This window comes from Bremerella sp. P1, from assembly GCF_028748185.1.
In the GTDB taxonomy this organism is placed as follows: Bacteria; Planctomycetota; Planctomycetia; order Pirellulales; family Pirellulaceae; genus Bremerella.
This window is the reverse complement of the sequence record NZ_CP118164.1, coordinates 6,138,228-6,158,689: the sequence shown is the minus strand read 5'-3', so window position 1 is coordinate 6,158,689 and position 20,462 is coordinate 6,138,228. Positions and strand designations below refer to the sequence as shown.

Annotated in this window: 15 protein-coding genes; all 15 read left to right on the top strand. The window is 53.6% G+C overall.

All coding sequences use genetic code 11. The annotated features are described in order from the left end of the window. The first annotated feature begins 25 nt into the window (after positions 1-25). The gene (ppsA, locus tag PSR63_RS24950; RefSeq protein ID WP_274328613.1) at positions 26-2,437 is read left to right on the top strand and encodes a phosphoenolpyruvate synthase; all 2,412 of its coding nucleotides are present in this window, start codon (positions 26-28) and stop codon (positions 2,435-2,437) included. 77 nt (positions 2,438-2,514) lie between these two features. Continuing rightward, positions 2,515-6,099 carry a pyruvate:ferredoxin (flavodoxin) oxidoreductase gene (nifJ, locus tag PSR63_RS24945; RefSeq protein WP_274328612.1) on the top strand — a complete coding sequence of 1,195 codons (3,585 nt, stop codon included), beginning with the start codon at positions 2,515-2,517 and terminating at the stop codon, positions 6,097-6,099. Then, entirely contained in the window at positions 6,096-7,106 is a 1,011-nt protein-coding gene (locus tag PSR63_RS24940; RefSeq protein ID WP_274328611.1) for a dihydroorotate dehydrogenase-like protein, read from the top strand. Before nifJ ends, PSR63_RS24940 begins: the two co-directional genes overlap by 4 nt. A gap of 400 nt (positions 7,107-7,506) precedes the next feature. After that, the gene (locus tag PSR63_RS24935) at positions 7,507-9,057 is read left to right on the top strand and encodes a N,N-dimethylformamidase beta subunit family domain-containing protein (protein ID WP_274328610.1); all 1,551 of its coding nucleotides are present in this window, start codon (positions 7,507-7,509) and stop codon (positions 9,055-9,057) included. A gap of 24 nt (positions 9,058-9,081) precedes the next feature. Then, positions 9,082-11,271 (top strand): PVC-type heme-binding CxxCH protein, encoded by a 2,190-nt coding sequence (locus PSR63_RS24930; RefSeq protein WP_274328609.1) that lies wholly within the window; start codon positions 9,082-9,084, stop codon positions 11,269-11,271. Between the two features lie 105 nt (positions 11,272-11,376). Then, entirely contained in the window at positions 11,377-12,771 is a 1,395-nt protein-coding gene (gene atpD / locus PSR63_RS24925; protein WP_274328607.1) for a F0F1 ATP synthase subunit beta, read from the top strand. After that, positions 12,768-13,190, top strand: a complete 423-nt coding sequence (locus PSR63_RS24920) for a hypothetical protein (protein ID WP_274328605.1) — start codon at positions 12,768-12,770, stop codon at positions 13,188-13,190. The genes atpD and PSR63_RS24920 overlap by 4 nt, the downstream gene beginning before the upstream one ends. After that, on the top strand, positions 13,187-13,477 hold the full coding sequence (locus PSR63_RS24915) for an AtpZ/AtpI family protein (RefSeq protein ID WP_274328603.1): 291 nt from the start codon (positions 13,187-13,189) through the stop codon (positions 13,475-13,477). Before PSR63_RS24920 ends, PSR63_RS24915 begins: the two co-directional genes overlap by 4 nt. Positions 13,478-13,745: 268 nt before the next feature. Further along, on the top strand, positions 13,746-14,420 hold the full coding sequence (gene atpB, locus PSR63_RS24910; RefSeq protein WP_274328601.1) for a F0F1 ATP synthase subunit A: 675 nt from the start codon (positions 13,746-13,748) through the stop codon (positions 14,418-14,420). After that, a complete protein-coding gene (locus tag PSR63_RS24905; RefSeq protein WP_274328599.1) occupies positions 14,417-14,674 on the top strand; it encodes a F0F1 ATP synthase subunit C in 258 nt (85 codons plus the stop codon). Before atpB ends, PSR63_RS24905 begins: the two co-directional genes overlap by 4 nt. Positions 14,675-14,729: 55 nt before the next feature. Further along, positions 14,730-15,416: a F0F1 ATP synthase subunit delta gene (locus tag PSR63_RS24900; RefSeq protein ID WP_274328598.1), complete on the top strand. Its 687-nt coding sequence runs from the start codon at positions 14,730-14,732 to the stop codon at positions 15,414-15,416. Further along, complete coding sequence (locus tag PSR63_RS24895; protein ID WP_274328597.1) at positions 15,413-16,930, top strand: F0F1 ATP synthase subunit alpha; 1,518 nt, start codon at positions 15,413-15,415, stop codon at positions 16,928-16,930. Before PSR63_RS24900 ends, PSR63_RS24895 begins: the two co-directional genes overlap by 4 nt. Next, positions 16,927-17,763 (top strand): F0F1 ATP synthase subunit gamma, encoded by an 837-nt coding sequence (locus tag PSR63_RS24890; RefSeq protein WP_274328595.1) that lies wholly within the window; start codon positions 16,927-16,929, stop codon positions 17,761-17,763. The genes PSR63_RS24895 and PSR63_RS24890 overlap by 4 nt, the downstream gene beginning before the upstream one ends. Before the next feature lie 384 nt (positions 17,764-18,147). Continuing rightward, positions 18,148-18,702, top strand: coding sequence for a sigma-70 family RNA polymerase sigma factor (locus PSR63_RS24885; protein WP_274328593.1), 555 nt, complete (start codon positions 18,148-18,150; stop codon positions 18,700-18,702). Beyond that, the gene (locus PSR63_RS24880; RefSeq protein ID WP_274328591.1) at positions 18,699-20,435 is read left to right on the top strand and encodes a FecR domain-containing protein; all 1,737 of its coding nucleotides are present in this window, start codon (positions 18,699-18,701) and stop codon (positions 20,433-20,435) included. Before PSR63_RS24885 ends, PSR63_RS24880 begins: the two co-directional genes overlap by 4 nt. The last annotated feature ends 27 nt before the right edge of the window (positions 20,436-20,462 follow it).

The following is a 20,462-nucleotide window of genomic DNA, read 5'->3' as shown; positions in this document are numbered from 1 at the left end:
ACCTTGAATAAGTCGAGCTCCCATCATGTCCATTTCCACCAAAACTGAGTTCACCCTGTGGTTTAACGAGATAGGCATCGACGACATTCCGATCGTTGGCGGCAAGAATGCCTCACTTGGGGAAATGTACGGGGAACTTCAATCGGAAGGTATTGCGGTCCCTAACGGATTCGCAATCACCGCGGACGCCTATCGTCTTTTCCTTCACGCGGCGGGTCTCGATCGGAAGCTTAAAGAGGTTCTGCGTGATCTCGACACGAGCGATATCGAGAACCTACGCGATTGCGGAAGTCGCATTCGTCACGCGATTCAGTCCGCTTCTTTCCCTGAAAGATTGGAAAAGGAGATTTGTGATGCCTATGACAATCTGTGTCGATCGCACGCACCGGATGTAGCCGTACGCTCGAGTGCTACCGCCGAGGATTTACCTGACGCCAGCTTTGCCGGTCAGCAAGAAACCTATTTAAACGTGCGCGGGCATGGACAACTTCTCGACTCATGCCGACGCTGCTTTGCCTCCCTGTTTACCGACCGGGCCATTTCGTATCGGGCTGATAAGGGATTTGATCATACTAAGATCGCGCTTTCCATCGGCGTACAACAAATGGTCCGATCTGATCTCGCGACCTCAGGTGTCATGTTTTCCATTGATACCGAGACAGGATTTAAGGATGCCGTTCTGATCAACGCCGCCTACGGTTTGGGAGAAAACGTAGTTCAGGGGTCGATCAGTCCGGATGAATACTATGTCTTCAAGCCGACACTTAAACGAGGCTTTCGACCAATCCTCAAAAAACACCTGGGGACCAAAGAGTTCAAACTCGTCTACGACATCGGTGGAAGTCGTATGACCCGAAATATTCCCGTTCCTCCAGACGACCGAGCACGATTTGCTCTCAACGAGGACGAGATTCTGCAATTGGCTCGTTGGGCGGCTGTCATCGAAGATCACTACAGCAAGAAGCGCGGCCGCCCAACGCCTATGGATATGGAATGGGCCAAAGATGGAATCACTGGCGAGTTGTTCATCGTGCAGGCTCGCCCTGAAACCGTCCAATCTCAGCGAACTGGGAAGATCCTAGAGACCTTCCGCCTGAAAGAAAAGGGAAAGCGACTGGTTACAGGACGAAGTGTCGGCGAGCGAATCGCCGCAGGTCCTGTCCGCGTCATCAAGGATGCCCAGCAGCTGGAACTATTCCAAGAGGGTGAAGTCTTGGTGACCGACAAGACAGATCCCGATTGGGAACCCATCATGAAAAAGGCAGCGGCTATCGTCACTAATCGCGGGGGTCGAACCTGCCACGCAGCGATCGTGAGCCGGGAACTCGGCTTGCCGGCCATCGTAGGGGCCGCCGATGCAACCGAGATCCTTACCAACGGCAAGTCGGTAACGGTTAGTTGTGCCGAAGGAGATGCCGGGTACGTATACGACGGCCAGCTCGACTTTGAAGTGCAACGCGTTGATCTTGGCGATTTGGCTCGTCCCAGGACCCATATCATGATGAACGTCGCTAATCCCGACGAAGCGTTTCGGTTGGCTCAGATCCCTAACGACGGTGTTGGATTGGCTCGCATGGAGTTCATCATCAATAACTCGATTCAGATCCATCCACAGGCCTTGCTTCAGTTCGATGAGCTCGAAGATCCGGAGGCCAAACAACAGATCGCTAAGTTCACCGCCGGCTACGAGGACAAGCCACAGTTCTTCGTAGATACGCTGGCTGCGGGTGTGGGACAAATCGCCGCCGCATTTTACCCGAACGATGTGATCGTCCGGATGAGTGATTTCAAAACAAACGAATATGCCAATCTGCTCGGAGGTGCGCCTTTCGAACCACATGAGGAAAACCCCATGATCGGATTCCGCGGGGCATCTCGCTATTACGACCCACGTTACCGAGAAGCGTTTGGCCTGGAATGCATCGCGATGCGTAAGGTCCGCGAAGAGATGGGGTTCACGAACGTCAAATTGATGATTCCCTTCTGTCGCACCGTTAAAGAGGGGCGAAATGTGTTCGAGGTGATGAAGCAGTATGGGCTCACGCGTGGTGAGAATGGACTGGAAGTCTACGTCATGTGCGAACTGCCCAGTAACGTCTGGTGCGCAGCAGAATTTGCTGAGATTTTCGATGGATTCTCTATCGGGTCAAATGACCTGACGCAGCTCACCCTGGGTGTCGACCGCGAATCCGAGATCGTCGCTCACGTATTTGACGAACGCAATGCGGCAGTCACTCGTGCAATCGCTAGTGCGATTCAGGCCGCAAAACAAGCCGGACGAAAGATCGGCATCTGTGGCCAGGCTCCCAGTGACTATCCTGAATTCGCCCAATTTCTAGTCGAACAGGGGATCGATAGCATATCCCTCAATCCCGATGCAGTTCTTAAGACAACGCTCGACATTTTGAAACTCGAAAAGGATCTCGCAAACGTTTAACAGTCCACCTCCAAGTTACGTCCGGAGGGCATTTCGTCTTAGTTTTGATTCATTCAAGTCCTAAGAAAGGCTCAGCCATGATTACCGAGAATAAACGTCTGACCAAGTACGTTACGTGGGATGGTAATCATGCAGCGGCTGAGGTTGCCTATCTTACGAACGAAGTAGTCGCCATCTATCCGATTACACCCGCGTCGCCCATGGGAGAATTGGCTGATGCCTGGACGGGGAGTCAGCGGAAGAACATTTTTGATGCTATTCCGCGTGTCATCGAAATGCAGAGTGAAGGAGGAGCGGCAGGAAGTGTCCACGGCGCCCTACAGGCTGGAGCCCTGGCAACGACGTTTACCGCGTCGCAGGGCTTGTTGTTGATGATCCCGAACATGTACAAGATCGCGGGGGAATTAACACCGGCGGTGTTTCACGTAGCTTCTCGCACCGTTGCAACCCATGCACTCTCCATCTTCGGCGACCACAGCGATGTGATGGCAGTCCGCGGGACAGGATGGGCAATGCTATGTGCCAGCTCTGTCCAGGAGGTTCACGACTTCGCGCTTATTGCCCAGGCAGCCACCCTAAAGAGTCGCATTCCCTTTGTCCATTTCTTTGATGGTTTCCGGACATCTCATGAGATCAACAAGATCGAGTCCATCCCAACGGAAACGATTCGAGAAATGATCGACGACCGACTAGTTGCGGAACATCGCCGTCGGTCGCTTGACCCTGAAAGACCTGTTCTACGTGGGACAGCCCAAAATCCCGATGTCTTCTTTCAGGCACGCGAGGCAATCAATCCGTTCTACACGGCAACCCCATCCATCGTCCAACAAACCATGGATGAATTTGCCACTTACACCGGTCGCAGATACCAGCCGTTCGAATATGTCGGCGCAAAGGATGCACACTCGGTTATCGTCCTAATGGGATCAGGGTGCGGAGCCGTCGAAGAAGTCGTCGCCGACGAAGTAGCTACCGGCAGTAAGAATGGAGTCCTAAAAGTCCGACTGTTTCGCCCATGGGATGCCGAGTCGTTCGTAAAGGCACTTCCGATGACGACGCGGCGGATCGCTGTGCTCGACCGGACCAAAGAGCCGGGATCAGCAGGCGAACCGCTCTATCAAGACGTCGTTACCAGCCTCTGTGAGGCATGGCACAGTTCCGCTTTGCCGGTAGTGATTGGGGGGCGGTATGGCTTGTCCTCTAAAGAGTTTACTCCAGCGATGGCAAAAGCCATCTTCGACGAGTTGGATCGACAAGAGCCCAAACGCAAGTTCACCATCGGCATTCACGACGATGTCACGCACCTAAGCTTAAAGTGGGATCCCGAACTCGGCGACGAAACTGACGACATCTTTCGAGCCATTTTCTACGGGCTTGGAAGCGATGGAACGGTAGGGGCGAATAAAAATACCGTCAAGATCGTCGGCGAATCGACCTCGCTCTATGGCCAAGGCTATTTCGTCTACGACTCGAAAAAGTCTGGTTCGACGACCGTTTCTCACGTGCGTTTTAGCCCTCGCCCCATTGCTTCGAGCTATTTGATCCAAAAGGCTCAGTTCGTCGCTTGTCACCAGGAAGAACTGCTACACCGCATGGATGTCTTAGAACGCATCGCCGACAGAGGCACGTTCCTTTTGTGTACTCCCCACGCTCCAGAACGCGTCTGGGAACATTTGCCGTCGGAAGTTCAGAGCCAAATCATTGATAAGAATCTTAAGCTGTACGCGATTGACGGTTACCGCGTAGCGCGCGAAGCCGGACTTGGTGGACGTATCAACACGGTGATGCAAACCTGCTTCTTCGCGTTAACGGACTTGATGCCTACCGCTGAAGCTATTGACCAGATCAAGCATGCCATCTCTGGTACTTACGCAAAGCTAGGCGAATCTGTCGTGGAGAGAAACTACGCTGCTGTGGATGCCGCACTTGGCGGCTTGCATGACATCCCCATTCCGACAGAGAAGATAGGTGACGTTCATCGCCGGCCACCAGTGACAATCGACGCAACCGATTTCGTTCAGCGTGTTACCTCCATGATCATCTCTGGGAAAGGTGATCTCCTTCCTGTCAGCGCAATGCCAGTGGATGGCACCTTCCCGACCGGCACGTCTCGTTTTGAAACTCGCAGTATCGCTAGAGAGATTCCAATTTGGGATCCCGATATCTGTATCGAATGTGGACTGTGTGCTTTGGTATGTCCACATGCGGCAATTCGGATGAAAGTGTTTGACGCCGACTACATCGAAGAAGAAGCTCCGCTTACTTTCCGCAGCAAGTTATGGCCGAGCAAGGATACCAGTGCCGAAGCAATGGTCATCCAAGTCGCTCCTGATGGCTGTACCGGTTGCGGCGTCTGCGTTGACGTGTGTCCTGCTCGTAGCAAGGAAGCGGTACGACATAAGGCAATCAATATGTGTCCAAAGGAAGAACACCTCGACGGCGAAAGAACGAATTTTGAATTCTATAAACGCTTACCCGAAATGGATCGACGGGACGTGAAACTGGCCACCGTAAAAGGTTCCCAGGTCATCCTGCCGTTGTTTGAGTTTTCGGGGGCGTGTGCTGGATGCGGTGAAACACCCTACTTGAAGCTGTTGACCCAGCTATTTGGCGACCGCTTGTTAGTTGCTAACGCGACCGGGTGTTCTTCCATCTACGGTGGCAATCTTCCAACGACGCCATGGGCGCATGAGTGTTCCGGACGAGGTCCCGCCTGGTCCAACTCTCTGTTTGAGGATAATGCCGAGTTTGGACTGGGAATGCGTCTCGCATTGGATCAAAAGCGAAACACGGCAGTTGGCCTGCTCCAGCAAATCGAGAAGGAGCTGGAACAGAACCTGGTTCAAGAAGTCATCCAAGCCGCTCAGACGGACGACGAAGCAATTCACGCACAACGAGAGCGGATCGGAAAGCTTCGCCTGAGTCTCCAACGCATGGCTTCCTCCGCCTCTGCTAATCTACTCGACCTGCTGGATTCATTAATCAGCAAGAGCGTGTGGATCGTTGGGGGTGATGGCTGGGCCTATGACATCGGATTTGGTGGCCTCGATCATGTCCTTGCTTCGGGGGCGAATGTCAACGTATTAGTCTTGGACACCGGCGTTTACTCGAACACCGGCGGACAGGCATCCAAAGCAACACCGAGAGCTGCCATGGCCAAGTTTGCTGCCCAAGGAAAACCCAACCGGAAGAAGGATCTTGGGATGCTGGCGGTTTCCTATGGAAGCGTGTTTGTCGCTCAAATAGCGATCGGAGCCAATCCTGCACAGACGATTCGCACCTTGATCGATGCAGATTCCTATCAAGGCCCCTCGCTGATCCTGGCCTACTCGCAGTGTATCGCCCATGGCATCGACATGAGAACAGGAATGTCGCATCAGAAGGCTGCGGTCAATTCAGGCTTCTGGCCACTTTACCACTACGATCCTCGCCAGGCTCACGGCGACGGGCATCCCTTTAAGCTTGATAGTCGAAAGCCATCGATCCCATTGAAAGAGTTTGCCGCCCAAGAAGGCCGTTTTGCCATGCTGAATCAAACCTCTCAGGAGCATGCCAAGCATCTTATCCAATTGGCTCAGCAAGATATCGACGATCAATGGCATTACTACGAACAGATGGGACATATCGAACGAGAAATGGCTGACTCGGAGGATGAATCATGAGTGTTGAATTGACAACCAGCTACCTCGGACTTGAACTGTCAGGACCTATCGTGGCCGGAGCTTGTCCCTTGACGGGAAACGTGGAGCAAATCAAAGCCCTGGCTGACGCAGGCGCAGCGGCAATCGTGTTGCCATCTTTGTTTGAAGAGCAGATCGAACACGATGAAATGGAATTGTATCGGTTGAGCGATTACCAGGCAGAAGCATCAGCAGAAGCGAGCGGTTTTCTCCCCACCATAAGCCACTACAACCTGGGAACCCGCCAATACGTCAAGCTACTCCAGTCGGCCAAGGCCGCTGTAAATGTTCCGGTGATTGCCAGTCTCAATGGATGTTCGCCTCACGGCTGGGGACGCTACTCCAAGATGCTGGTCGACGCAGGTGCCGATGCCTTGGAAATGAACATCTACTTCGTACCGACAGATCCTCAGATCACCTCTGCTGAGGTGGAACAACGCTACTTGGACCTGGTTGAGGAGGTACGCAACGTCGTCTCAATCCCAATCGCGGTCAAAATGGGGCCCTACATTACGGCATTACCCAACTTTGCTATGCGATTGGCGGAAGCTGGGGCTAATGGGTTCGTTCTCTTCAATCGATACCTGGAACCGGAAATTGATATTGATCAGTTTCAAGTGCAACCCCACCTCGAATTGAGCGTCCCATCCGAGCTACGCTTACCATTGCGTTGGATCGCGATACTGCGAGAACATCTCTCCGCGTCGCTAGCTGCGACAAGCGGAGTTCATTCAGCGACCGATGTGATCAAGACACTTCTAGCAGGTGCTGACGTTGCCATGATGGTTTCATCTCTTCTCATAAATGGATCACATGTCATCCACGACTGTTTGGAAGAAATTGAGGCCTGGATGGTGGAACATGAATACGAGTCGCTCACGCAAATGCGAGGATGCATGAGCCGTCACAATTGCGAGAATCCTTCAGCGTACGAGCGGGCAAACTATCTGAAGGCCCTGACATCATTCACATCAGAATACAACGCTTAAAACAGTGCTCCGGTGCTGCCCTACGGAATTTCCGCAAGCTTCCTCGTCAGGTGTTGGTGCGATACGACCTAGCTTCTCAATGCTGCTGTCACTCGCTCAAGTTGTACGATTCGCTGGATGAGTTTTGCCCATTCATCAAGTTGAGCATTTTCGAATTTTGCTCAAGCACAACAATTAGTATACTTTCCAGATATCACCTGTTATCACATCACCGCCTAGAATCGCTCCCTACCTTTCCTCTAGCTCTCCTTCGACAACTAAAACCGGACCAGATTCCAGGCCGTCATCACACTTTCCGCACACCGCGAACTTTCCCAGAATGCCCCTTGCGTAAGTTAAAGCGAATGCACAATCGATTTCCGCTGAGAACTCCTGCTTCACCTAGCAACTGGAAACTCTAATGAGTGACGATCCTACCAGGGTGCCCCGACGCGCGTTCTTAAAAGGCACGGTTGCCTCAACGATGCTGGGATCCGCACCATTACTTGCCCAAACAGCCTATGCCCAGGTTAGTTCATCCTCTGCCGGATTGGTTCAGCAGGAAAACGCCCTAGAAGGTGCCGACGATTGGCAGCTTACACGTGTGCGTGTCGATGGAGATGGATTCCGGTCACCTTGGATTGAAGGGTACTGCTCCCAACAAAGCGTGGCCGCTGGCGAATCGCTCGACGTGATGGTCTCATGCAATCCTACACGATCATTCACACTTGAACTATTCCGAATGGGGTACTACGGTGGCAAGGGTGCCCGATTGGTGAAAACATACGGTCCTTTCGACGCAGTCACGCAGCCCACACCAAGCCCGGGAGAGAAGAACCTTCACGAATGCCGCTGGAAGCCCTCGCTAACACTCGAGATTCCTCCAGACTGGTTAAGTGGTGTCTACGTCGGGAGGCTCACCACGATCCCCAAGCCCGGTGAACCCTACTGGCAAAGTCATATCATCTTCATCGTTCGGGACGATCGTCCGGCCGACATTCTCTTTCAGGTAAGCGACAATACGTGGCAAGCCTACAATCGCTGGCCGAACAACTATTCCATCTATACCCACCCCCGTGGTGTTCAGGGACCATGGGCGGATGTCAGCTTTGATCGTCCCTATGCCCGGGAAGCGCAGCATAATGGCGTGGTCAATGACCCGCGGACAGTTGGCTCCGGCGAATTTCTTCCCTTCGAGTTTCCACTCTCATATTGGCTTGAAGAGCACGGCTACGACGTCACTTACTGTTCCAACAGCGATATGCTCTCCCCAGAACGGGGTCTGAAGTGCAAGGCGTTTATCAGCGTCGGGCACGACGAATATTGGGACATCCGCCAATTCCGTTCAGTGGAGAAGATGCGGGACGAAGGAGTGAATCTGTTATTCCTTTCCGGCAATAGCGTCTGCTGGGTGACGCCTTTCCGCGAAAACAGCGATGGTATAGCAAATCGAATCATCTTTCGTGGAGGCCCCTACGGAGGGAACGAGTCGCACGCAGTGACCCGCGAACATGACCATGGCCCGTTTCCCCATCGCGGGCCGGACGAAGGTCTGTTAATGGGTGCCCGGAATGTTCGGCCCGTGAACGGTGGAGGCGATTGGACAATCACTCAGCCCGACCATTGGATCTTTGCTGGTACCGATGTAAAGCGAGGAGATTCGATTCCCGGTTTGGTCGGCTGGGAATACCACGGCAATCCTCCCGAGATTGACGGCCTGGAAGTGGTCGCCGATGGAACGGCCTGGCAGGGTGGTGTGAATCCTCAGCAGTGGACCGCAACCATATATCCCGGACCGAAAGGCAATTATGTCTTCAACGCAGCAACCATCTTCTGGGCCCAAGGACTCAGTAGTCCACCGGGTCACGTACTACCGTGGTCGCACTGGAGCCGACCGCACGGGCCGGATGCTCGTGTACAGCAAATAACCCACAACCTGCTTCGTCAGGCTGTCAAAGGAAACAGAGTCTAGCACACCGCCGACGGAGTCTCCCGCATGACCATACGTCCCTTACTTACCCTTGCCGTCATCCTTTCTTCAACGCTCGCCCGGGGCGCGGAAGTTTCGTCGGGGTCTATTCAGGTCCCAGAAGGATATACGGTCGAGTTGGCAGCAGCTCCGTCGTTGGTGAGCCACCCTATGATGGCATGCTTTGACGATCAAGGGAGGTTATACGTAGCAGCCAGTGCCGGTGAGAATCTTCCCCGATCTGAGTTGGAAAAGCAGCTTCCGAATTTCATTCGGAGAATAGAAGATACGGACCGAGACGGCGTCTTCGACCACGCAACTACCTTCGCCGATCGCATGACTTTCCCTCAAGGCTGCCTCTGGCTGGACGGGTCGTTGTACGTTGCCTCGAGTGGAGCGATCTGGAAGCTGACCGACACCGATGATGACGGCGTAGCCGATCTTCGTCAGAAGCTAGTGGGAGACTTCGGCTATACGGGCAACGCGGCGGACGTGCATGGTCCCTTTCTCGGTCCTGAAGGAAGAATCTATTGGTGCGAAGGACGTCACGGACACGAGATTCGTGATGCTGAGGGAGAGATCATCAGCAAGGGGAAGGCTGCCCGCATATTTTCGTGCCGACCCGATGGAAGCGATGTGCAAACGTTCGCAACCGGCGGAATGGACAATCCGGTCGAGATTGTATTTACGCCAGAAGGAGACATGCTGGGTACGGTTAACCTGATGTATGCGCGGCCACGCGGTGATTGCCTCGTCCATTGGCAATATGGCGGAGTGTACCCACGCGAAGACTTTGCCGAAAGTCTCGGTCAGGAATTCGTACGTACAGGTCCCCTTCTGCCGGAACTCCAAAACTTTGGGCACGTGGCGGTCTCGGGGCTTTGTCGGTATGACGGCGACGAGTGGGGATCGGATAACACGGGAACGCTCTTCATCACACAGTTCAATACTAACCGTGTCGTTCAGGTTCGCCTGAAGCCGTATGCGTCCACTTATCAGGTAGAGCAAGTAAACGACTTCTTCGTCTCAAACGATAAAGACTTTCATCCGACAGATGTGCTTCAAGCACCTGATGGTTCACTCTTGGTGATCGATACCGGGGGTTGGTTCCGAATCGGCTGTCCTCAATCAGGCGTTGCCAAATCACACATTCAAGGCGGCATCTATCGCATTCGACGATCCCAGGCTTCCCAGGATGACGACAACGATACCAAGCTGCAAGAGGCGGCAACACTCGAGCTTATCTGGCAGCTTCGGCGTAAGAACACTAGCGAGTCACTTGCCGAATTGGGGAAGTTGCTTGATTCCGACAACCCATTGCTTCGTCAGACTGTCGCTCGGGCTCTACTCGATATTCCCGCAGGAGAGGCTCGCACACAACTAGTACCTAGGCTATCACGGATGGCTTTCGCGGGTTCTCCAGCCGAGCAACGGAATGCGATCGCGACACTGAGCCATTGGAAAGTCAACGACGATCATTTCACCAGCAAACTCCTTGAGATGCTACCACGTGTTCAGAGTGATCCGCCGCTAAAACACGCATCGATGCTCGCACTTATAGGTGCTGATCGACGAGACATTCTCCGCCAAGCAGTCCTCGCCCGAGATTCGGCCGTACGTGACGGAGCCTCACTAGCCTTGGCTGAGTTGCAGCGGATTGCCGCTAAGCGACCAGATAATCAATGGCTAGATATTCCCGCACCGTCATTGGGTGAGCCTCTTACCCAAGCGCAACAAGAGATGCTCCTCAAGATGGAATCTGAACTTAAAGACGGCGATCCGGACCGCGGACGCGAGGTGTTTTTCTCGATTCAAGCAACCTGCAGTAAGTGTCATCGTGTTGCGGAAAAGGGAGGCTTGGTTGGCCCCGATTTGACGACCATCGGACGTAGCCGTTCTCGCCGCGACCTACTGGAATCCATTCTCTTCCCCAGTGCGACCTTTGCACGCGGTTTCGCGCCCTACGTGATCGCGACATCCAATGGCAAAACTTTTAGCGGTATTATCCTGGGAGAAGCGACAGATCACCTACGACTGGGGCTCGACCAGGAAAAGTCTGTCCAACTCCCCAACGCATCCATTGAAGCAATCCGGGCCAGTGATACTTCTATCATGCCAAATGATATCCAGAAGACGCTCTCTCCGCATCAAATTGCCGACTTGCTCGCGTTTCTCCAATCGCTTCAGCCAAAGGAACCGGAAAACAACGGACGCTAGATAGCCTTAATATTGGTCAGGCCGCAGAAGATCGTGAAGTCCGCTAAACGTGAAATGATCATTCTTTGATTTCATGGCAGAGTGATATCAGCCTACAATAAGCACATGAGCTCACATCCTGAAAACGCAACAACGCACGGTGTCATTACTGCCGTCCGAGGAACGGTTCTGGATGTGCAGTTCGATGGAAAAAGCCCAGCAATTGGAACCGGGCTGTATTGCCGAGTTCCCCAGGATGACGTAATCACTGCCTATGTGCATTCCCATCTCGGCGAAGGATCAGTGCGGGCAATTGCCATCGACTCGACACGTGGCCTCTGTCGCGGCTGGCAGGTGACAAGCCATGGTCGTCCTATCGACGTGGTCGTCGGAGACAAACTCCTGGGACGCGTGGTGGATTTAAAAGGAACTCCTTTGGACGGAGGAGCACCAATTGAAACGGAGACACGCTGGCCGCTTCATCGACCTCCACCGCCTTCCTCCGAACGGCGGACTGGCAATGAAATCTATGCCACAGGCATCAAAGTGATCGACCTGTTCTGCCCTTTTACGTCTGGATCGCGCGTGGCCGTTTTCGGGGGCGCTGGGGTTGGAAAGACGATCGTACTGACAGAGTTCATCCACAATGCCGTAGAAGGATACCGTGGAGTCGCCGTCTTTGCGGGAATTGGCGAGCGTTCGCGTGAAGGGTTTGAACTCTGGCAGGAATTGGCCAGTCGTGGATTCATGGATCGTACCGTGATGGTCTTTGGACAAATGAAGGAACCACCTGGTGCGCGGTTCCTGGTCGGCCAAGCGGCCCTTTCGATTGCCGAATACTTCCGCGATGCCCGCCAGAAGGATGTCATGTTCGTCGTGGATAACGTCTATCGTCACGTCCAAGCTGGAATGGAAGTCTCGGGACTCTTGGGGCGGCTGCCCTCACGTGTTGGATATCAGCCGACACTCGCCGCAGATATTGCCTCGCTAGAGGAAAGAATCACCGCCACGCGTAGCGCCGGCATGGTTTCGGTTCAGGCAGTTTACGTTCCGGCTGACGACTACTCCGATCCCGCCGTAACCCACACATTTTGGCACATCGACAGTGCCCTGGTACTTTCACGCGATGTCGCCACGGAAGGCCTCTTCCCTGCGGTCGATCCACTTCGGTCCACCTCAAAAGCCCTCGATCCGGCCTTGGTCGGGTTGCGTCACTACGAGACAGCTCAAGAAGCGCTGCGCGTCCTGGGGCGTTTCGAAGAACTTCGCGACTTGATTGCCATGCTCGGCATGGAAGAACTCTCCCCCGAGGACAGGCTTTTGGTCAACCGTGCTCGTCGATTGCGGAACTTTCTGACCCAACCCTTTTTCGTGGCCGAATTATTCACAGGTACACCTGGCCGTCGCGTCACGCCGGAAGAAACCGTCGAGGGCGTCGCGGCCATTCTGGATGGCAAGTGCGATCATCTGCGAGAAGATGCTTTATTCATGATCGGTGCCCTGGAGGAAGCGATTCCATGAACGAGCTTCGTTTGAAACTGATCATCCGCACACCTCGCGAAATTATTTACGAAGGTCGTGTCGATTCGTTACGTGTCGCTGTAGAAACGGGGCAAGTCGGTATTCGACCTAGAATGGAGCCGATTGTTCTGGCCGTTGAACCGGGGCTTGTATTGGTGTCTTCAGCCGGAGAAACGACCTTTGCAGGGACCGCTGGTGGACTGCTACGCTGCGACGGTCGGCAAGCGAGCATTCTCACTCCGCTTGCAGTCTGTGGCACGGATATGCCTACCGTGGCAAACGAGTTAGAAGCAGCACTCGCCAAACCCAGTGTTGAACTTGAGGCGAGAGAGACCCTTGGTCGGCTCGAACACAGCATTCTTCGCGAATTGCAAGAAGGTGGTAGCCAGCGGTTACAACCAGGCGAAAAGGGCACATGAACGATTCATTTCCAGATCGACGCCGCCGAAAGTTGCGGGCAGCAGTACAACGAGACATTTCACGTCGTGGTCGCAGAGAACATGGAGCCCAGTCGTTCTGGCATTCCCTGGCTGTGCTGGGAATGGTCGGTTGGCCTATTGCCCTGGCATCCGTAGGCGGGGCAATGGCAGGGCACTACCTGGACGTCCGTTTTGACACCGGCGTTCACTTTACCTTGATGTTGCTAACGCTTGGTACGCTTCTGGGTTGCATTGCGGCATGGCAAGCTTTGAAAGGAAAACTCTAGTGACGTGGATTTTCGGTGGATGGTTATTGTGCGGAGTTGTACTTGGAGCAATGCACGGCCTGGGCCTTAAGAAGGGCACCTCCCTTGCCGGACCCTACGCAGCCCTCTTGGGACTCTTTCGTTTGTTCGCCGTAGGAATGGGTTTCGTCGCCTCTGCGATCCTTGGGGGAATCGTTCCGACGGCTTTTGGCTGGGCCCTTGGCTTTTTCTTTGTAATTGCCATCGTGATGCGATCTCACTTGAGGCCCCTCCATAAGGAGATTGCCCCATGAACGTTCGTGTCTTCGGCGATCCGCGATTATTTGAAATCGGCCCAATTCCAATCACCGAGACGATGCTCAGTTCGCTGACAGTGTCTGTCGTATTGCTTCTGCTAGCTCTCTGGATGCGATGGTCCGTTACTCACCGCCCTGATTCTTTCTTGGCGGCACTTGCGTGTATCGTCGTCCGACGGATTGACCAGTCGGTTCAAGATATTCTCGGCAAGACCAATCCAGCCGTCGCGGGCTTGGCGGGCAGCCTGTTCCTATTCATTGCCGGATGTAATATATCGGGACAGTTTCCAGGAGTTCATCCGGCGACGGCCAGTTTGGCAACAACCTCCGCTCTGGCAATTGTGGTCTTCCTAACGGTTCCCCTTGCGGGCATTCGAGCACGTGGACTGGGCGGATATCTCAAGCACTACTTCTCGCCCAACCCCCTTCTCTTTCCGTTGCATCTGGTTTCCGAGATATCTCGTACCGTCGCCTTGGCGATGCGACTATTCGGCAACGTGATGTCAGGACACCTTGTCGTCGGCCTATTGGTAGCCCTGGCAGGCGTCTTGGTTCCCATGCCATTTATGGCTCTCGATTTGCTGATCGGGATGCTGCAAGCATATATCTTCGCAATACTCTCTACGCTATTCATAGGAGCCGCGATCGGCCCCGAGGAGAACGCATGACTGACCTAACCGTAATTCAAATGGTTTCGATTATTGCTGCGGCCGTCACGATGGCATTCGGTGCTGTCGGAGCTGCGATTGGAGAAAGCAAAATCGCTGCGGCTGCCATGGATGCTTTGGCCCGCCAGCCCGACGAATCGGCTTCGATCACCCGCACGCTTTTCGTCAGCTTGGCGATGGTGGAATCAACTGCCATTTTCTGTCTTGTCATCGCACTGATCCTGATCTTCGCCAACCCTTTCACAACAGGTTAGTCTGCAGATGCGTGATAGCCTTTGGACTTTCGCATTCGAGATAGCAAATTTTGTGATGCTCGCCGGATTACTCGGCTGGTTTTTCTTTAAACCGGTTCGGAAAGCTATTGAGCAACAGCAGAGCGAAGCAAAGCAGCTCGAAGAACAGTCGAAAGCGAAACTCACGTATGCAGAGAACATGGAGCGTGACCTAAACCAACAGCGAGAACTCGTTACGCAAGAGCTTGAGAAGATGCGTGTCGCAGCCAGGAACGCAGCCAATCAGGAGAGCGAGAACATTCTAGCCAAAGCCCGAGCGGAAGCTGACAAGGAACTGGACCAGCTTAAACTTAAAGCGATTCAAATTGATCAGACCAACGCGAAACGATTGGCTCACTTTATCGCGGAAAAGGCTACGGCAACGATCAGTAAGCTTTTGCAGGAAATCAATGGTCCAGAATTCGAATCGGCACTGATCGCTGCCACCGTTTCCCAGTTAAAGTCCCTCTCTGCCGACGGCCTTTCCCCGGTATCAGTCGAAACGGCAACTGAACTTGACGTTCCGGCGAGAGAGCGGCTTCGTTCGGCTCTTCGTCAGCCTGAAGATTCGGTAACGTTTCGTGTCGTTCCCGAATTGATTGGAGGGGTTCGCATTTCAACCGCCCAGGGACTAGTCGACGCCTCCATTGCCGGGCTAACACGCTACGCAGAACAGGAATTATTGCAGGAGCTGGGCCGTCATTCAGGAGATACCTCCACATGAACGACGTTGAACATCTAACAAAGCGTCTTGAGGAGGCGGCCGACAAGTTGGATTTGGCCGCAGGGATTCGCCTCCGTGGATTCGTCCAAGGCGTGGGTGACGGCGTCGCTCAGGTTGCCGGGCTAGGTGATGTTGGATACGAAGAATTATTACGATTCGACTCAGGTGCCTTGGGAATGGCCTATGACCTGGCCGAATCGAGTACCGGTGTCATTCTTCTAACTGGTACTGAAAAGGTTCATCAGGGAGAGGGAGTCCGTGGGGAACATCGCCTACCGCAGTTGCCAGTCGGAGCGGCCGCGCTCGGCCGGATAATCGACCCACTTGGAAATCCGCTCGACGAAGGTCCTCCACTTCCAACCCATTCTATGCGGCCACTCTTTCAACCAGCTCCCAATATCGTCGATCGAAGATCAGTCGACGAGTCCTTGTGGACTGGGGTTATGGCAATTGATGCCGCGATCTCTATCGGACGAGGGCAGAGGGAATTGATTGTCGGCGATCGCAATGTCGGCAAAACATCCTTGGCAATTGATATCGTTGCTGCACAAAAGCTAGGCGATGTTGCGTGTGTTTATGTCATCGTAGGACAGCCTATGTCGCGTGTCATAACCCTTCGAACAACCTTGGAGAAGGCCGGCTGCCTGGAGAATACCGCCATCATTGCAGCCGACGCTTCGTCTTCGCCTGGAATGCAATACCTGGCACCCTATGCCGGAGCAAGCCTTGCAGAATCATTTCGAGAGTCCGGAGGGCACGCCCTCGTCGTTTACGATGATCTGACGAAACACGCGGATGCCTACCGCGAACTGGCGCTCCTCTTGGGGCGTCCCCCCGGTCGGGAAGCGTTCCCTGGTGACATTTTTTACATCCACGCCGAGCTTTTGGAGCGTGCCTGCGCTGTCTGCGATGACGAAGGAGGAGGCTCCGTCACTGCTTTTCCTTTGATCGAGACTACCGATGGCGATATCTCTTCCTATATTCCAACCAATCTGATTTCCATTACAGACGGGCAGATCTATCTCGACTCTGTCCGATTCGAGCGGAATCAGCGTCCGGCGATCGACGTAGGCCGAAGTGTGTCGCGTATCGGCAGCATCGCGCAGAGCCCTCCGATGCGGAAAGCAGCGAAGAATCTGAAGATTCAGTTATCTCGTTGCGAGTCCCTTGAATCGCTCAGCCGCATGGGACTCGAAATGGATGCGGGGATGCAGCAGACGCTCCGACGCGGGCGACAACTAAGAGAATTGCTTCGTCAGGGACGCCTACAGGCGAGGGACCAGATCGAGCAGATCATTGCGCTGACAGCAGTCATGAAAGACTGGCTGCATAACGTTCCACTGAAGGACACCAAACGCTTTGTCGAGCAATTGACTGCTATTGTTCGTTCCGAGCAAGTAGAGTTCACCGAAAAGCTTTTCAAGTCGGAGCTGCCTGAGGAAGATTGGATGGAAGCAGTCGCTGCGGCAGCAGATCGAATTCGGTCGTTGTATCGCAAGGAGGAGAGCCGGTGAACCGCGAACGATACTTACAACAGCGAATTCACACCCTGGGAGCACTTGATGATGCAATCTCAGCAATGCGCTCCTTCTCGGCCCATCATTTCCGCGAGAGCCGACAAGCGTTACCAGCGATCCAAACCTATCGTGCCGAGGTGGAAGCCACCCTCGCCGCGGCGGGCGTCGGTGGACAAGTCGATATCGTCCCTCCGCTGGGCATCGTACTTATCGTTTCTGATCTGGGGCTATGCGGTGACTATAACCTCCGCCTGATCGAATTCGCTGCTGAAACACTCTCACAGCAAACAGACTATGTGTTGTACTGTATCGGCAAAAGACCACAGGGGTTGCTAAAACGATATAAGCTGAGCCCGAAACACTGGTATCATGCCCCGACCAGCGTGGATGGTGCCCCAAATGTACTGCTAGAAGTCGCCCAAAACGTTCTGGATGATTTCCACACTCGCCAGGTTGGACATCTCTTTGTAATTTCCGCGGAATTTGGCGGTGCGGGAAAGTTCACTCCACACCTGACTCAGATTCTGCCAACGAGGCTTCCACAATCTGCTCCATTGCAAAGGCCTAATCACTATCAGACGAAGCAACATTTGCGTCATGTTGCAACCCGCGAATATCTCTATACGATTCTGTACGAGCTTCTTCTCGATGCTCTCGCGTCGGAGCATGGTATGCGTCTTTTCGCCGCTGAGTCTGCCAATAAGTGGCTCAAAGACACCACGGAAATGGTACGCCGCCAGCTCGCCAACAATCACCGCGAAAGAATTACGCAGGAACTACTCGATATCGTTGCCGGTTCTCGCAGAAAGGGACTCTTTACGAGTACCTAGGCTGGTGCCGCCACGCGACGTTGACGACGTCACCGTTGGGCGCAGCTTGCGAGATACGGCATATCTAGAAAGTATCAACGTCGTGATTCTAGAACTTACACCCCAACTTGCCGTCTAACCACTCGACGTCATGCACCTTGCCAATGGCTCTTAACGTCCTTCTTCATTTCACTTAAGGGACCGCATTTTCACGAAAACTCATTTTTTTTGAATACCTCGCGTTATAAACCGCGAATGTTGGATAAGTACTGTTAGATAATCTCCTATTCGCAACGTGTTGCCGATGAATCAAGCGATTCCGTCGATGCGTTTTTCTCGCTAAACCCGGGAGTCTCCAACATTTCCGACCAAAGCGAACCGCGATCGACGACCCCGGATCTCGGGATGCGATGCCCATCCGAACTTCCGCAAACCGTCAGTGAGATGGACGAGCGACTTGTATCGCTGATCGCGCAGCACCAGCTACCACTGACCGCCTTTCTCCGGACCATTGTTCGCGCTCCGGCGGATGTTGACGATGTTTTGCAGGAGACCAACCTGGTTCTGTGGCGTAAGCGAAACGAATACGACACTAGTCGACCCTTCGCAAGCTGGGCGTGTCGGATTGCCCATCTTCAGGCACTTTCATTTCTGAAGTCTCGTGGACGAAAGCCCCATATCTCACTCAATGAGGAATTGATCGAGGATTTGGCTAACCGCGCCGCCATGCAGTTAGAACAGATGAACGAGCGTGCCGAAGAGCTTCGACGGTGCATCGAAAAGTTGCCCTCCAGTCAGAAGGACATCCTTCAGTCACGCTACCAGCACAACGTCTCTGTCAATGAATTGGCAAGCAGTCTGGGACGCCAACCGCAAGCGGTAGCGATGACGCTTTACCGGCTGCGAAAGTCACTCAAGGAGTGTGTCGAACGGGCTCTTCGTGTGGAGGTTTCGTTATGAGCGACCAGATTTCCCAAGAACTTCGACTCGAATTTGAACGACTCATCACTGGCATGCTCAGTGCGGGCCTGACAGAAGTCGAAGAGGCACGTCTGACGGAACTCCTTGAGAGGTCGACAGAGCTTCGCCAGGTGTATGTCGATCAAATCGTATCCGACACTCTCCTGGAATGGACCTACGTCGATTTCTCGACTCAATCGACTGACCAAACGTCTGAACATATCAGCGAACCGTCGATTGCGAGTGTCGTCGAACCGAAGTTGACCTTGACCCAGCCGCAACGGAGAAGCTGGCAAAGTGTGGGCTTGTTGTTCGCCGGACTCGCCGCGACAGTTCTCATTGCTGTCTTTCTGTGGCCCAAAACAAAAGCAAATCCGCCTACCGACTTGGCAGCATTGGGCTCTGATCCGCCTAAGGTTGCGGCCATTCTAATTGATAGTGAAGATGCCGTCCTGTCGCATTCAAACGGAACTTTAGAATACGGCATGCCGTTTCGCTCAGGTGAGGAGCTAAAACTTGACTCAGGGTTGGTACGTCTTGCGTTCGAGTGCGGTAGTGGTGTAAGTCTCCAGGGACCGGCTCAACTAGAATTTCACTCCGCCTGGAAGGCTGTGTTGCATCGAGGCAAGCTGGCCGCGGTTGTTCCCGAAGAAGCGCGTGGATTCACCATCTTTACGCCAGACATGAAAATCGTAGACCTCGGTACGAAATTTGGAGCAGAGGTTGATGCGACCGGACAAGCAAGTGTCCAGGTGTATGAGGGGGAAGTCACCGTTCAATCTCGACAAGACCCCGAGCCAGATAAGGCTCTGCTGTTAAGCTCCAAAGCAACTTCTCGTTACTCACAGTCTCGGTCTGAATTCACGGACATTTCTCTGGCCAGCGTTGATTCAAGTGATCGTGTCTCACTGCCGTCGCTTGAACAGATTCAATTGGCGCGCAATGGCCAATACCCTCCCGCCATGCACACCATGCCCCTCTCAGAAGCACTTTCCCGCTTGGCAAGAACTCCAGGCGCAATTGAACAAACCGTTCCCGTCACGGCCTGGTTGGTCGAAGACTTCTCTCCCTTCCAGAAGCAGAATGAGGAAGAGCAAGTTGTGTTACATCCTTGGATCGTCGACGGACAATTCGCTCGCGTCGCCGTTCTGGATGCTCCCTTGCGGTGGCAGGGAATCTCTGGAGATCCGTATGTCATCGAGATGGATGGTCGTGATCCGGCCTATCCATCTATCTGCAACCGGTTGGAAACACGACTGCCTAAACCACTGAATCGAGATTTCTGTTTTAGTTTCTTAGGGCGATATCAGGGACTCGATCCCGACGACTTTTTCGCAGTCTGGTTCGATAATAACCTGGGCAAAGGAAACAGTCATTCCACCAGACCCAATGCAGGCATTCGTTTCGGCGAGTACTTCGCCCGACTCAAACTAGATCATCAGGATAACCGACCCTTAACAGGGGATGACGTCCGATTCTTTCTCGTTGGGCGTCTCCGCAAATCCAGCCAGTCAAAATTTAATCAGATCGAACTATGGATCAATCCTGATGTAGATTCAATTGGCTCGCCCGACCTCGTCTACGAACTACCTCCGGGGCAAGGAGATGACGCACTGTCTACCCTGGGCTTTCGTATGGGAAAGAATACCGAACCAGAAGACAGACTTTGGATTGATCGACTACTGATTGATTTTACCCTGCCCGATGTCCTCCAGCCTCGTCTCTCCCCTTGAGCATCCTTTGCTCTCCCTCCTCGAATT

What these genes read in the sequence shown, in the direction of transcription:
- PSR63_RS24905 (WP_274328599.1), top strand. Translation starts at nt 14,417, where the DNA reads ATGACTGACCTAACCGTAATTCAAATGGTTTCGATTATTGCTGCGGCC.
- ppsA (WP_274328613.1), top strand. Translation starts at nt 26, where the DNA reads ATGTCCATTTCCACCAAAACTGAGTTCACCCTGTGGTTTAACGAGATA.
- atpB (WP_274328601.1), top strand. Translation starts at nt 13,746, where the DNA reads ATGAACGTTCGTGTCTTCGGCGATCCGCGATTATTTGAAATCGGCCCA.
- PSR63_RS24935 (WP_274328610.1), top strand. Translation starts at nt 7,507, where the DNA reads ATGAGTGACGATCCTACCAGGGTGCCCCGACGCGCGTTCTTAAAAGGC.
- PSR63_RS24880 (WP_274328591.1), top strand. Translation starts at nt 18,699, where the DNA reads ATGAGCGACCAGATTTCCCAAGAACTTCGACTCGAATTTGAACGACTC.
- nifJ (WP_274328612.1), top strand. Translation starts at nt 2,515, where the DNA reads ATGATTACCGAGAATAAACGTCTGACCAAGTACGTTACGTGGGATGGT.
- PSR63_RS24885 (WP_274328593.1), top strand. Translation starts at nt 18,148, where the DNA reads ATGCGATGCCCATCCGAACTTCCGCAAACCGTCAGTGAGATGGACGAG.
- PSR63_RS24930 (WP_274328609.1), top strand. Translation starts at nt 9,082, where the DNA reads ATGACCATACGTCCCTTACTTACCCTTGCCGTCATCCTTTCTTCAACG.
- PSR63_RS24940 (WP_274328611.1), top strand. Translation starts at nt 6,096, where the DNA reads ATGAGTGTTGAATTGACAACCAGCTACCTCGGACTTGAACTGTCAGGA.
- atpD (WP_274328607.1), top strand. Translation starts at nt 11,377, where the DNA reads ATGAGCTCACATCCTGAAAACGCAACAACGCACGGTGTCATTACTGCC.
- PSR63_RS24920 (WP_274328605.1), top strand. Translation starts at nt 12,768, where the DNA reads ATGAACGAGCTTCGTTTGAAACTGATCATCCGCACACCTCGCGAAATT.
- PSR63_RS24915 (WP_274328603.1), top strand. Translation starts at nt 13,187, where the DNA reads ATGAACGATTCATTTCCAGATCGACGCCGCCGAAAGTTGCGGGCAGCA.
- PSR63_RS24895 (WP_274328597.1), top strand. Translation starts at nt 15,413, where the DNA reads ATGAACGACGTTGAACATCTAACAAAGCGTCTTGAGGAGGCGGCCGAC.
- PSR63_RS24900 (WP_274328598.1), top strand. Translation starts at nt 14,730, where the DNA reads ATGCTCGCCGGATTACTCGGCTGGTTTTTCTTTAAACCGGTTCGGAAA.